Source organism: Hymenobacter radiodurans (genome assembly GCF_004355185.1).
Classification (GTDB): domain Bacteria; phylum Bacteroidota; class Bacteroidia; order Cytophagales; family Hymenobacteraceae; genus Hymenobacter; species Hymenobacter radiodurans.
The window spans coordinates 49,264-63,034 of the sequence record NZ_CP037922.1 but is presented as its reverse complement, the minus strand read 5'-3'; the positions used below and the strand labels follow the sequence as shown (position 1 = coordinate 63,034).

The window sequence follows — 13,771 nt, the reverse complement described above, 5'->3', positions numbered from 1 at the left end:
ATGGCAGAGCTACACAACCCGTTATTCGAGGACGAAAAAGAATTTCTGGAGCGCCAGAAGCTCGAATACGAGCGTGCCCTGCTGGGCGACGTTGACCACATCAAAGAGAAAACACAGGAAGTGGGCAAATATGCCGCCATCGGAGCAGGCATTCTAGGGGGCATTTGGCTGATTTCTAAAGCACTGCGTAGCCGCGATGATTCGGACGATGATGACGATGAGGGCTACGAAGAGTTTGAGGACGACCGTCTAGCTCGCAAGGCGCAGAAGAAACGGGAAAAGCTGGAAAGAAAGCAGAGCAAAAACGCGCATCGGGCGTCTTATGTTTCTAATCCGGCAGTGCACGAGACCAGCCGCCAGAGTGTTGGCGACGACTACGGCTTCGGTGGTGGACACCAGTTTGACCGCGGCCAACAGCACCCGGCCGCCGGTCGGGCCGATTTGGCGCCTGATGTATATCATGCCTCCGCCGAAACCGACCCTTTTCCTCCTCTAGCTTACGATGATGCACGCCGTTTGCCGGTGCCAGCATTTGATGCTAGCCAGTCGTATTCCCAGAAGCAACCCAGTATGGTAGCCTCTGTATTGCAAAGTTTTCTGCAGTCGGATACAGGTAAGATGCTGACCGCTCAGGTAACAGCTGTTTTAATGGCGTATGTGGCCAAAAAAGTCGGTGAATATTTGCCAGTGAACAAAAATTCCGACCTTGCAGACAATCCGACGGTACCGCATATGGAGCCGGAGACAAAGGACATCGACTTTACTTATCACCACGACGACGCGGATGCGCCACAGCAGTCTCTATGAAACGCTTAGCAACCGCCGTCAGCGCGGCCAGAAATCACTGGCTGTGCTCCTCGACCCCGACCAACTGGACGAGGCCGGCTGTCGGCATTTGCTAGCACTGAGCGAGGCTCATCCTATCGATTACTTTTTTGTGGGCGGCAGCCTGGTGATGAATGCTCACCAGGCGTCGCTCATATTTTTTATTAAAAGTAACAGCACGGTGCCCGTACTGCTGTTTCCGAGTCATAGTCTGCACTTAGACACTCAAGCCGACGGAATTCTGTTGTTGTCGCTTATTTCGGGTCGCAACCCCGATTTCCTGATTGGCCAACATGTAGTGGCAGCGCCGTTGCTGAGGGCTAGCAACCTTGAGATTTTGCCTACTGGCTATATGCTCGTAGATACCGGCCGACAGACTACCGCCAGCTATATGAGCGGGACTACGCCCCTACCCTACGATAAGCCCAGCATTGCGGCCTGTACGGCCATGGCTGGCGAGCAACTCGGGCTGCGCCTGATGTATCTTGATGGTGGCAGCGGCGCCATGTATCCCATTACTCCAGCGATGATTCAGGCGGTGCGGGAAGCGGTAGAAGTGCCCGTAATAGTGGGCGGCGGCATCAACACGACGGACAAAGCGCAGGCAGCTCTAGAGGCCGGTGCCGACGTTATCGTGGTCGGTAATCAGATTGAAAAAGCCCCCCAGTTCTTGTGCGAGGTGTCTAGGGTTATTCAGAACTTCAACGCAGTGCTGGATACGGTATAAAGTGCCTCTTTAGAAAAAAGCTGTTGGCATTACAGCAAAAAAGCCCCCCAGACCTAGGTCTGGGGGCTTTTTTGCTGGTTATAAGCTGTAATTAGATATTCATCGCTGACTCGCGGCGGCGCATCTTGCCAGCTGGAATACCGAACATCATTTTAAAGCGACGGCAGAAGTAAGCCGTGTCCTTGTAGCCTACTTCCTTACCAATGTCGCGGATGCTCTTCTTGGTAGTGCGAAGCAGGAATACGGCGCGCTCCATGCGCTGGTATTCGATGTAGTCCTGTGGGTTGATGCCGGTCAGCATCTTGAAGTACTGGCCTACATAGTCTTCCGATACGTTGGCCACGCTCGACAGGACTTTATTGGACAAGTCGCCACCAATGTTCTCCTTAATGTAGTTGAACAGGTCAATCAGGCGTGGATCCTTGAAGTAGGTACTGTTGGTAGCCAGTTGCTCCACAAACATCTTGTTTTTCAAGATGTAGCGCACGATTTCGACTACAATGTTCTCGGTGTAAATCGTGATCAGACGCTCACGACCGGGCAGTTCCTGCAAGCTCTCCTCTACTACCTTAATGACTAGGTTAGCCAGCTTGGAGTTATTCGTAATCAGGAAGGCCGGCACATCCAGCGAGGCAAAGAAGTTGACCGAGTCAAATACCTTGGCCTCAAAGCTTACGTGGCTATGGCTCTCCTCTGCGTCGCCAATGAGGTCGAGGTCAGAGTTGGAATGGAAAAACTTATCCTTATTGCTTATCAGGTCGTCGTTGGTGATCAATTTGCCCCCCGAGCCGCCGTAGTTCACTTTTGTAGCGCGCCCACCGGGAATGAACAGCATTTCACCTTCTTCTACTGCTTGCTCCTCATCGCCAAAGGCAATATGGCCTTTGTGCAGTAATATCAGATTGTTACCAACATCATAATAATTGCGCACCGTAAACGGCTGTTGCAATACCAGGTTCTTCGCCTTGATGTAACGTACACCAAGCGATTCAATCACTTTATTGTAATCTTCCATATTCGGGGATGTTTTGGGTAGGGATATCTAGGGGGCCGCACAGTCGTCTAAACGTAGACAATGCAAAACAACATATAAAAATTCACAATAACGAAAAACCCAGTCATTTTCTGACTGGGTTTAATGCAAATAATCTGAATTTTAAGCTATGAACTTCTTATTTTAATAATTCCCGCGAGATTACAATTTTCTGAATCTCGGAAGTTCCTTCATAAATCTGAGTGATTTTTGCGTCGCGGTAGAAGCGCTCTACATGGAATTCTTTCACAAAGCCGTAGCCTCCATGTACTTGCACAGCTTCTGCCGTTGTGTCCATGGCTACTTTTGAGGCAAACAGCTTGGCCATAGCACCTGACTTCGCATAATCAACGTGGTTGTCCTTGTCTTGGGCGGCTTGCAGGCACAGCAGACGAGCTGCATCAATGTTGGTAGCCATGTCAGCCAGCTTGAACTGAATAGCCTGATGCTTAGATATTTCAACCCCAAATGCTTTGCGCTCTTTGGAGTATTTCAGGGCTAACTCAAAAGCACCAGAAGCAATACCCAGTGCTTGAGCCGCAATACCGATACGACCGCCAGCAAGGACCTGCATGGCGAACTTGAAGCCGAAACCATCTTCGCCAATGCGGTTCTCCTTAGGCACTTTCACGTCCGTAAACATGAGGGAGTGCGTGTCGGAGCCGCGGATGCCCAGCTTGTTTTCTTTCAGACCCACCACGAAACCGGGCATGTCTTTCTCCACAATAAGGGCGTTGATGCCGCGATGCTTTAGCTCAGGATTAGTTTGGGCAATGACCAGATACACCGAGGCCGTTGAGCCGTTGGTAATCCAGTTTTTGGTACCGTTGAGCAGATAATGGTCGCCTTTGTCCTCAGCGGTAGTGCGCTGCATGGTAGCATCCGAGCCCGCTTCTGGCTCAGAAAGGCAGAAGGCGCCAATGATTTCGCCACTGGTGAGGCGAGGCAGGTATTTCTGCTTCTGCTCTTCCGTGCCGTACTTCTCTAAGCCCCAGCATACCAGCGAGTTGTTCACCGACATAATAACTGAGCAAGAGGCATCTACTTTCGAGATTTCCTCCATCGCCAGCACGTAGGACACCGTATCCATGCCGCCGCCGCCGTACTCAGGGCTGACCATCATGCCCATAAAGCCGAGCTCGCCCATCTTCTTGATTTGCTCGGCAGGAAACTTTTGGTGTTCGTCGCGCTCGATTACGCCGGCCCAAAGTTCGGATTGGGCAAAGTCGCGGGCAGCCGCTTGTACGGCTAGTTGTTCTTCGGTGAACTGAAAATCCATTCGTAAAAAGCTTGGGTGGGAAACGTGGGTGGAAAGGTAAGCACTAACTGGGCAGAGACGGGCAAGTTACGCTCATTTGAGTGCGACTTGGCCACATGAATAACTGACTGAGTGATACAAATGTCTAGCTTAAAATGTTAAAAAGCCCCCAAAGATATTGGGGGCTTTTTTAGTATACGAATCTACTTAGCGCAATCAATCATCAAGTTAGTCGCGGCTGCGGCCACCCATGAAGATGCTAACGTAGTAAAGCAGCGTTGCTAGGGAACTGAGAGCAGCTACAACGTACGTCATGGCAGCCCACCAAAGAGCATCTTTGGCCATAGCATGCTCTGAGGTTGTCACGATACCCCGCTTGTCAATCCAGGCCAGCGCGCGTTTCGAAGCATCAAATTCAACTGGCAGCGTAACGAAGGAAAACAAGGTAGTGAGAGCGAATAACGCAATGCCTATACCCAGCGGAATCATAGAGGTGTTGATCATGAATACACCCGCAATGAGAATGAAAGGCATAAACTTCGATACGGCGCTCAAAGCGGGCACCATAGCGGAGCGGAACTGCAACATGCTGTAGGCCGTAGCGTGCTGCACGGCGTGCCCGCACTCGTGGGCGGCAACTGCTGCTGCCGCTGCCGAACGCTCTTCATACACGGCCTCGCTCAGGTTTACGGTCTTATCAGCGGGGTTATAATGGTCGGTCAAACGGCCTTCGGTAGAAATAACGCGCACATCGGTAATGCCATGATCAGCGAGCATAAGCTCGGCTATTTGCTTACCGGACAAGCCTGATTGCAGACCTATCTTGGCGTATTCAGAGAACTTGCTGCGCAAGCGCCACTGAATCAGCCAGCTTACAACCATCGCCAGAATGAGGAATAAATACATGGGCTTGGAGAGAAAAGTAAAAGTTAAGAAGGAAGCTGACGTATGCGCTCCACGATCCGCGTGGTACTGTAGCCGGCTACGAGCGGTACGGTAAGTACCTGCCCGCCACTACTCAACACAAATTCGTGGCCGACAATTCCACTGATTGCATAGTCATCGCCCTTCACCAGAATGTCGGGCTTGATCAATTCAATCAGGGCCAGCGGCGTAGGCTCATCGAACAGCACTACGGCATCGACGAACAAAAGGGACGCCAGGATGCGTGCCCGTGACATTTCGTCTTGCAGCGGCCTTCCAGGCTTCAAACAACTGACAGAAGCGTCGGTATTCAGACCCACCACCAGTGCTCCACCTAAGTGACGCGCCCTCTCCAGATAATCGACGTGTCCCAGATGAAGCAAGTCGAAGCAGCCATTGGTAAAAACCACCGGGCGGCCCTCCGTGCGCCACTGCTCCAGCAATGGTGCTACATTATTACGATCAATAACTTTATCCTTGCTCCACATCGGCAGTTGTAGCTACGGCTAAAGATATGGCGCTACGGCGGGCTATCCGACCTGATTTTATCATACTCCACACAAAGCTTATTCCACCCATTAGGACGACCAATAGGGTTTGAGAGCCGTGTACTACCAGCGCATATGCAATGCCCGCTTCCTTTGAAACACCATACACAAGCAGCGTAGCCTGCACCATTACGTGAAATGTGCCGATACCGCCTGATACCGGTGCCGCCATCCCAAATGCCCCGAAGGTGAGCACCGCCAAGGCAGCCATCATGCTTAGGTTATAAGTTTCAGGAAAGGCGAAAAAGGCTAGGTAATCCATCAGATAATAAACCAGCCAGGTGAAGAGCGTATGCAGCAAAAACACACCTTTATTCTCGAGCTTCAGCACACTAAATATACCCGACAATAACCCCTTTGCCAGTCCAACAATCCGGTTGAAAAACGCATTCTGACGCAGCCTTTCCAGATTCCTAACGAGGGCGTACACTGCCAGCAATAGCAAAAGCAATGAAATGCCAGCAATAGCCAGCAAGGTAGTTCGGTAGGCCGCAAATGACTCATAGTTATCAGTTAGCAAGCCCATTACAAACGACCAGAATTTATCAAACTCCAATAGCAGCGTGACTCCCAACAGCCCTAAAAGCATCAGCACATCAATGAAGCGCTCCGCGATAACGGTACCCAACGATATTTGCACAGGTACGCCACTACTCCGACGCAGCACGGAGCAGCGAATCACTTCCCCCATGCGGGGCAGTACCATATTCGCGAGGTAGCCCACCATCATGGCATGATATACATCCCAATAGGAGGCTTTATAGCCGGTGGGGTCTATCTGCATTTTCCACCGGTAAGCGCGGCTCAGATATCCCAATACGGATATAGCCATGGTGACAAGCAGCCAGAAATAATTGGCCCCACGTACATATTCGCCGATACGGCTTAGGTCCTGCCCCCGCACGGCATACCACATCAGCAACCCCGATAAGGACACCAACAGTGCGTACTTGAGTATAGAGAGCAGTTGCTTCATGCTGCTTGACTTGTTAAATAATTAACTGGCTGATCATTCCTCAAGACATAAGAACGAACAGCTAGTTGAGCTACACTAACCGGTTATGCTGATCGGGGAAGACAAGCGTGGGCTTGTGCGCACGCGCCTCCGCAAAGTCGATGAGGGCGTATGAAAAGATGATAACGATATCGCCTACGGCTACGCGGCGGGCAGCAGGCCCATTGAGGCACACCATACCCGAGCCGCGCTCCCCACGAATGGTATAGGTTTCAAATCGCTCGCCGTTATTCACGTTAACTATCGTCACTTTCTCGTTTTCTACCATGTTGGCAGCGTCGAGCAGGTCCTCGTCGATGGTGACGCTGCCTACGTAATGCAGTTCGGCCTGCGTGACTTTAGCGCGGTGTATTTTAGACTTTAGAACCTCGATATGCATGAGAAAGAATGCGGGTGAAATAAGGGCGGCAAAGATAAGGGTTCGGGCCTGATTGTGCCATCGACTCGCTTTCTGCTGATAACCGACAGCTTACTACCGCTTCACAAAAAAGCCCCCAGGTAGCCTAGTATTGCTACTGGCTTGCCTGGGGGCTTTTTATACTCTTACTTATCCTAGTTAGCAGGAGCTACTGCACGATAAGCATTTACGCGGCCATGACCATATTGTGGATCACGACCTGGTTTGCCCAAATCATCAGCTGAAGCGCGCAGAGCGGCTTCCACTTTTGCTGGATCCATCTGACCACCATTTTTGCCAACGATGAGTGCAGCTACGCCAGCAGCGTGTGGTGCAGCCATGCTGGTACCCGCTGACCAATAGTAGGAGGAAGTAGCTGGATTCAGATTACTACCTGTGCTGAAAACAAGATCAAATACATACACATACTGTGTAATTGGGCCTATTTTAGCAATCTCGTTACCTGGATAAGCTGTATCACCACCGGGAGCAGCGAAGTCGATTTCCGAGGTTCCGTAGTTGGAGTAAGTAGCCAAAAAGTCAAGGTTAGCGGTAAGCGGATTAAGCGCCCAGCCCGAGGAGAGGTAGCCGAGATAGAAATCACGTGGGGTGCATCAGCGGGCATTTGAACCAAGTTACGGTCTTTGTTGCCATCGATACCATCGTTACCAGCTGCAGCGATAATCGTTACGCCTTGCTTGGCAGCGTAAGCCGTTACCTTACTGATCGCAACAATCAGTTCTTGAGTTGCTTTCGTATCGGATACAACAAAGTCATCCGCAGGATTGTCTGGGGTGCCGTTATCATCCAAGTATTTGCCGTTCCGTGGTATACCAGCCCCTAAGCTCATGTTAATTACATCAGCGCCTTGGCTTACAGCATGCAAAATACCTTCAAGCATCCAAGAGAAGCTTCCGGAGCCAGAGTCTCTCAGCACTTTCACTAAAATCAACTTTGACTCGGGAGCAACACCAATGATACCCAGTCCATTATCAGCAGCTCCAATGGTGCCGGCCGTGTGCGTACCATGGCTTCCTACACCTGTAAGGGCATAGCTAAGTTTTTCGCCAGGAACAAAATTTTTGCTGGCCGCCAAATCAATATTTGGAGCCAAGTCGCGATGATCCAAGTCAAATCCTGAGTCCAGAACGGCTACTCGAACCCCTTTACCCCGATAGCCAGCGTTCCACGCTTCCGGAGCATTGATAGCATCATGGCCCCACTGGAGATCAAAGTAGGTATCATTATCACCGCTTTTTGGCGGATTGCCATAGGTAGCATCGATTTCAACTACTTTCTCTGCTTCTGGGTCAAATCCTTGAAAGGTAAAATCTCTAACAACAGACTTTACACCCGCAATTTTGGATGCCTTGGCCGCAAAGCCTGGATCATCAGAAGTTGCCGACGCGATACCTACTTCATCGAGCAGAGCAGTTACAGTACCGTTAGCCGACTTAGCCTTATCAGCAATATCCGCAGGCAACCTTTCGCCGGAGGCAATAATGATATAGTGGTTAGAACTCAGTCTAGCGGAGTTAGATGCGTTAGAAGCTGCTTCCTGCGAAGTGCTAGCGCTAAGGCTTTCGCTTGGAGTCAGTTCTTCTTTGCTGCACCCAAAGGTGAAAAGAAGGCCAAGACCTAAACAAGAAAGGAATTTGGGAGTAAAGTGTTTGTGCTTCATGCTTGAGTTTATATGATTTATCAATGCACTAACATAATTCAAATAATATTTAATCTAATCCATTTGGCAGAAAAAATATTAATTTTCCTTTTAAATTTTACTATATATTGATTTGTATGGGCTTTATAGTATTGCGCTATAGGCTTTTAGCACTAATCAATAAATTATCAATCAAACGCACTTCTGCCAGCCATGCAGCAATGCAGAGAGCTACCTCTTGAGGCTGTGTAAGTTCTTCTACTGTTTGTAAGGTGCGAGCATCAGCTATTTCAAAATACTCCAGCGTAATGGCTTCTTCCATTGCCAGAAATTGGAGCACCTCATTCTTTACACTAGCTACAGGCCGGTTCTCTTCTAATAATCTAACACCCAATTGTAGGGCTTTATAGAGTTGGGGGGCTTTTTTTCGAGCCTCAACCGACAACCGCCTATTGCGCGAGGACATAGCTAGGCCATCAGCCTCGCGAACGGTAGGGAAAGTGATAAGCTCCAAATCAAATGACAAGTCAGCAACCAGCTGGCGAATGATGGCAACTTGCTGCAAGTCCTTCTGGCCAAAATATGCCCGATGGGGGCGACTCAGGTGAAACAACTTGCTTACTACCGTGGCTACCCCATTAAAATGACCAGGACGGTGGGCCCCTTCCATCACTTGCTCCAGAGAGCCAAAATCGAAGCGTAGCTTGCTCTGCTCAGGATACATTTCCTCTACTGAGGGCAAGAATAGGGCTGTGCAGCCAGCCGGCCCGAGCAAAGCAGCGTCAGCTTCGGGCAGGCGCGGATAGAGCCGAAAGTCGTCGGGGTTGTTGAACTGAGTCGGATTAACGAAAATACTGACTACTACTACGTCGTTTTCAGCGGCGGCGGCTTGTACAAGTCGCAGGTGACCATCATGTAAAGCGCCCATAGTAGGCACTAAGCCAATGCGTTGACCTTCACGGCGCCATTTTTCAGTTTGGGCTTGCAACGCGGCGGCCGATTGCAGTATCTCCATAAGGTAGAAGGCCTGCGGGAAGGACCCGCAGGTGGGTTTTATTGAACTTTCGCTTAAAAATGTTTAATTTTGTGCATCCAAAACTATTGCCTCTTACTTAATCACCTCTACTAACCCGATATGTCCAAGTTGAGAATACTCTATGCTGCTACGGAAATCAATCCGTTTTTGCAGACGACCAAGGTAGCGGAGTTTCTGCGGATGTTGCCGCAAGGCATGCAGGAAATGGGGATGGAGATCCGCATTTTCGTTCCTCGTTTCGGTATTATCAACGAGCGTAAGAACCGGTTGCACGAGGTAGTTCGCTTATCGGGCATCAACATCGCCGTGGGCGAAGAAGAGAAGCCATTGATTATCAAGGTAGCATCTATTCCTAATGCTAAGCTTCAGGTTTATTTCATCGATAACGAGGATTATTTCCACCGCAAATCAGTGCTGGTGGATAAAAATGACAAGTTCCACGCCGACAATGACGAGCGCGCCATCTTCTTTTGCAAAGGTGTGCTCGAAACCGTGAAAAAATTAGGTTGGGCCCCCGACATCGTTCATTGCAACGACTGGATGACTGGCTTGATCCCGATGTACCTGAAAACGACGTACAAGAAAGACCCGATTTTCAAGGATGCCAAGTCGGTGTTTACCATTTATAATAACGAGTTCGACCACAAATTCAGCGGCGACATCATTGAGAAAGCGAAGATGCTGGACATTGATGACAAAATGCTGGCTGCGTTGAAATCAGCGGACTACGAAGGCTTCATCAAAGTTGGGATGGATTATGCCGACTCGGTAGTAAAATCTGATGAGGATTTCAGCGACAACATGAACGCTATGTTCACTGAGTATGCCCAGAACACCCAGAAGAAGTGCATCGGTCAGGTGGGCGCCGACGAGAACTTGTTGACTTCTTACTACGCGCTTTATAATGAATTGGCCAGCTAGCGCCTTCCGCCTCACCGCGACCCTCTGCTTTTCTGCCGCTTTCCTGCTTACTACCAGCTGCGACGACCCTAACGATATCCGAGTATTGTTGCCGGAGGAGGGCTCTGCCACCACTGACTACAGCGAATTTAAAGCGCCCGTAGCCACCATTCTGCAAGACTCGCTGGAGACGCTGAAAGCCGACAACTTTTTGGTTGGCCGAATTAGCGATGCAGCGCTAGGCACTACCACGGCCCGTTCATTCCTGAATTTGCAGGTGAATATGCCGGCTGACTCACTGCCTGCCAAGTTCAGCGGCACCGTACTTGACTCGACGGTAATGGTGATGAGCTTTGACCAGGTTTATGGCAGTGCGACGCAAGCCGTGCGCTTCGATGTGTCTGCCTTGCAGCAGAGATTAGACGACCGGAGTTCTTACAACGCCAATACATCTGTCCCAGTAGGTCAGGTTATCAGTGCTAACGTCGCTGGCTCGCTCAATCGGACTCGTCGGGAGCGGCAACGCATTGCGTCTACCGTCACTACCGATACGGCTACTGCTGTAGTAACGGTTCAGGACCGCCGGGTAAGGCTCGCGCTGTCGCGCCCTGGTCAAACTCCGGCACTACTGGGGGGCGTTTTTTCGAGTTTGCAAAGCGAAACCTTTACTCAGACTCAATTAGATGCTCTATGGAAGGGCATAGCTGTTGCGCCAACTAGTAATTTCACAGGTACAGTCGTAGGTTTCAATCGGGCCAACGACCTGCGGGTAGTATTTTACTACCACGATGCTACTACCCCGAAGAAGTGGCGCTCATATTCCGTTTATTTTGGTAGCCCACCCCGTAGTGCTAGTGAGGCCGCGACGAGCATCAACCTCAATGCGCCGCGCTACTTTACTCAGATTACCAGCGACTTGTCAGCCGCTGGACCGTTTGCTCGTCTCACAAACGGTTCAGCCGCGGTAACCTCTGCTGAAGCAGGTAGTATTACTTACGTACAGGAAGGGGTAGGCTTCGGCACTCGTCTGGATATTCCGGCCGGCCTAAAAGCGCTAAAAGATCGGAAGGACATCGCCATCAACCGCGCTGAGCTAATTGTGCCCGTAAAGCCATTTGCAAATGCTCTATTCCCGTTGCCACGGCGGCTTTATCTATACGAAGCCAATGCTAACAATCAGGTATTGCAGACCTTGACGAATAATTTTCGGACGGATCGAGTAGTATTAGGCGATAGTATCGGAGGCCAAGGACAACGCGTAGAGGCTCAAGCGCGTTTTTATGACTTAGGGAGTAACAATAAATATTATAGCGTTCTGATTACGAATTACGTACAGAACTACATATACACCCAAACGGATGCCACCCGCCCGGCTACGTTGATTCTTTCTCCCACACTTCGGACACTACCCACCCTCACCCTTAACCGAGCTGTACTCGACGCTGACAACATCACGCTCCGCGTCTATTATTCTAAATTGCGCTAGCAATTTGTCCCTCAGGCGGCCTCAGCACGTCGGCACGACCTTTGTGCCGGAGGCGGGCCGTCTTTTTTCTTTCAAAACTATATTTCCTGACGCGCTATGTGCGGAATCGTTGCTTACATCGGCTATCGTGAAGCCTGCCCCATTATCATTAAAGGTTTGCGCCGCTTAGAATACCGCGGCTACGACTCGGCCGGTGTGGCCCTGCTCAATGGCACCCTGAACGTATACAAAAAGAAAGGTAAGGTTCAGGAACTTGTTGATTTCATTGAGGAGAAAGACACGCACGCACAGATCGGAATGGGTCATACGCGTTGGGCAACGCATGGTGAGCCCAACGATGCCAATGCTCACCCGCACTATTCAACCTCCGAGCGCATTGCCATTATTCACAATGGCATTATTGAGAACTACGCAGCGCTAAAAACTCACTTGCAGCAGCAAGGCCACGTATTTCATTCAGATACAGATACCGAAGTATTCGTTAATCTGATTGAGGAAATCAAGAAGCAGAATGGCTGTTCTTTGGAAGAAGCCGTGCGCTTGGCTCTGCACGAAGTAGTAGGCGCTTACGCAATCGTTGTGTTGAGCAAGGATAACCCAAACCAGCTAATTGCGGCCCGCAAAGGCTCGCCGTTGGTTATTGGGGTTGGCAAAGACGAGTTCTTTCTTGCCTCCGATGCTACGCCCATTATTGAGTACACTAATGAGGTGGTGTATGTAAATGATTATGAGCTAGTCGTTATTCGGGATGGGAAGCTGGAAATTCGCTCGAAGGAAGATGTTAGCCAGACGCCGTACATTCAGAAGCTGGAGTTAGAACTCGAAAGCATCGAAAAAGGTGGCTACGAGCATTTTATGCTCAAAGAAATTTTTGAGCAGCCTCGCTCTATTCTTGACTCCATGCGTGGCCGTCTGGAACTGGAAGCTGGCCATTTGAACATGGGTGGCGTGCGGGCCTATGAACAGAAGTTTGTAAATGCCCAGCGCATTATCATCGTGGCCTGCGGCACGTCTTGGCATGCTGGGTTGGTAGCAGAATACTTGCTCGAAGACCTAGCGCGCATTCCGGTGGAAGTAGAATACGCCTCAGAATTCCGCTACCGCAATCCGGTTATTTCGGAGCGCGATATTGTTATTGCCATTTCTCAGTCGGGCGAAACTGCTGATACACTGGCTGCCATTGAACTGGCGAAAAGCAAGGGTGCTACCATTTTTGGAATTTGCAACGTAGTGGGCAGCAGCATTGCCCGTGCTACTGATGCAGGCGCTTACACCCACGCCGGCCCCGAAATAGGCGTAGCTTCCACAAAGGCATTTACGGCCCAAGTAACGGTGCTTACGCTGCTGGCGATGATTGTGGGCCACAAGCGCGGCACCTTATCCGACGTGAAGCTGCGTGAATTGATGGTGGAGTTGAGCAATATTCCCTCGAAAGTAGAGCAAGCTTTGCTGCTCGATACGGAGATTCGGCAGATTGCTGAAATCTTCAAAGACGTTCCAAACTTCCTGTATTTAGGACGCGGCTACAACTTCCCTGTAGCCTTAGAAGGTGCACTCAAGCTAAAGGAAATCAGCTACATCCATGCGGAGGGTTACCCAGCCGCTGAGATGAAGCACGGCCCTATCGCTCTGATTGATGAAAACATGCCGGTGGTGGTTATTGCCACTAAAGACAGCTCTTACGAGAAGGTTGTTTCCAACATTCAGGAAGTGAAAGCCCGTAAAGGCCGCATCATTGCAGTGGTAACTGAGGGCGACCAAGTGATTCCAGCTATGGCCGAATTCGTGATTGAGGTACCCGCGACAAGTGAGGTGCTGATGCCGCTCGTGTCGGTAGTCCCTTTGCAGTTGCTGTCATACCACATTGCCGTATTGCGCGGCTGCAACGTCGATCAGCCTCGTAACTTGGCTAAGTCGGTGACGGTGGAGTAAAGCAGTGCACCAAGTCATAAAAAAGCCCCC

14 protein-coding genes are annotated in these 13,771 nt (G+C 50.3%); 5 read left to right on the top strand and 9 right to left on the bottom strand.

Going from position 1 to position 13,771, the window contains the following annotated elements:
- Together EPD59_RS01200 and EPD59_RS01195 are read left to right on the top strand one after the other, a co-directional pair.
- On the top strand, positions 1-807 hold the full coding sequence (locus tag EPD59_RS01200) for a hypothetical protein (protein ID WP_133271198.1): 807 nt from the start codon (positions 1-3) through the stop codon (positions 805-807).
- The gene (locus EPD59_RS01195; RefSeq protein ID WP_133271197.1) at positions 785-1,552 is read left to right on the top strand and encodes a geranylgeranylglyceryl/heptaprenylglyceryl phosphate synthase; all 768 of its coding nucleotides are present in this window, start codon (positions 785-787) and stop codon (positions 1,550-1,552) included. Before EPD59_RS01200 ends, EPD59_RS01195 begins: the two co-directional genes overlap by 23 nt.
- 91 nt (positions 1,553-1,643) lie before the next feature.
- Here the strand turns inward: EPD59_RS01195 and EPD59_RS01190 are convergent, their stop codons facing one another.
- From EPD59_RS01190 to panC, 9 genes are all read right to left on the bottom strand, one after another.
- Complete coding sequence (locus EPD59_RS01190) at positions 1,644-2,567, bottom strand: helix-turn-helix domain-containing protein (protein ID WP_084443435.1); 924 nt, start codon at positions 2,565-2,567, stop codon at positions 1,644-1,646.
- A 157-nt stretch (positions 2,568-2,724) separates the two neighbouring features.
- Positions 2,725-3,864, bottom strand: coding sequence for an acyl-CoA dehydrogenase (locus EPD59_RS01185; protein ID WP_133271196.1), 1,140 nt, complete (start codon positions 3,862-3,864; stop codon positions 2,725-2,727).
- A gap of 207 nt (positions 3,865-4,071) precedes the next feature.
- Positions 4,072-4,749, bottom strand: a complete 678-nt coding sequence (locus tag EPD59_RS01180) for a zinc metallopeptidase (RefSeq protein ID WP_133271195.1) — start codon at positions 4,747-4,749, stop codon at positions 4,072-4,074.
- Between the two features lie 23 nt (positions 4,750-4,772).
- Complete coding sequence (gene rfaE2 / locus EPD59_RS01175; protein WP_133271194.1) at positions 4,773-5,255, bottom strand: D-glycero-beta-D-manno-heptose 1-phosphate adenylyltransferase; 483 nt, start codon at positions 5,253-5,255, stop codon at positions 4,773-4,775.
- A complete protein-coding gene (locus tag EPD59_RS01170; RefSeq protein WP_133271193.1) occupies positions 5,239-6,291 on the bottom strand; it encodes a lysylphosphatidylglycerol synthase transmembrane domain-containing protein in 1,053 nt (350 codons plus the stop codon). The genes rfaE2 and EPD59_RS01170 overlap by 17 nt, the downstream gene beginning before the upstream one ends.
- A 70-nt stretch (positions 6,292-6,361) precedes the next feature.
- Positions 6,362-6,709 carry an aspartate 1-decarboxylase gene (gene panD / locus EPD59_RS01165; RefSeq protein ID WP_100338329.1) on the bottom strand — a complete coding sequence of 116 codons (348 nt, stop codon included), beginning with the start codon at positions 6,707-6,709 and terminating at the stop codon, positions 6,362-6,364.
- Positions 6,710-6,882: 173 nt separating this feature from the next.
- Positions 6,883-7,263, bottom strand: a complete 381-nt coding sequence (locus tag EPD59_RS23075) for a S8 family serine peptidase (RefSeq protein WP_262712923.1) — start codon at positions 7,261-7,263, stop codon at positions 6,883-6,885.
- Positions 7,170-8,408 carry a S8 family peptidase gene (locus EPD59_RS01160; protein ID WP_262712922.1) on the bottom strand — a complete coding sequence of 413 codons (1,239 nt, stop codon included), beginning with the start codon at positions 8,406-8,408 and terminating at the stop codon, positions 7,170-7,172. Before EPD59_RS01160 ends, EPD59_RS23075 begins: the two co-directional genes overlap by 94 nt.
- Positions 8,409-8,544: 136 nt before the next feature.
- Positions 8,545-9,402, bottom strand: a complete 858-nt coding sequence (gene panC, locus EPD59_RS01155) for a pantoate--beta-alanine ligase (RefSeq protein WP_133271192.1) — start codon at positions 9,400-9,402, stop codon at positions 8,545-8,547.
- Positions 9,403-9,522: 120 nt separating this feature from the next.
- On the opposite strand from panC, the gene EPD59_RS01150 reads away from it, so the two are divergent.
- The 3 genes from EPD59_RS01150 (at position 9,523) to glmS (ending at position 13,741) form a co-directional block, all read left to right on the top strand.
- The gene (locus EPD59_RS01150; RefSeq protein ID WP_133271191.1) at positions 9,523-10,344 is read left to right on the top strand and encodes a glycogen/starch synthase; all 822 of its coding nucleotides are present in this window, start codon (positions 9,523-9,525) and stop codon (positions 10,342-10,344) included.
- The gene (locus EPD59_RS01145; RefSeq protein ID WP_133271190.1) at positions 10,328-11,809 is read left to right on the top strand and encodes a DUF4270 family protein; all 1,482 of its coding nucleotides are present in this window, start codon (positions 10,328-10,330) and stop codon (positions 11,807-11,809) included. The genes EPD59_RS01150 and EPD59_RS01145 overlap by 17 nt, the downstream gene beginning before the upstream one ends.
- A gap of 96 nt (positions 11,810-11,905) precedes the next feature.
- Positions 11,906-13,741, top strand: a complete 1,836-nt coding sequence (gene glmS / locus EPD59_RS01140; RefSeq protein ID WP_133271189.1) for a glutamine--fructose-6-phosphate transaminase (isomerizing) — start codon at positions 11,906-11,908, stop codon at positions 13,739-13,741.
- Positions 13,742-13,771: the final 30 nt, after the last annotated feature.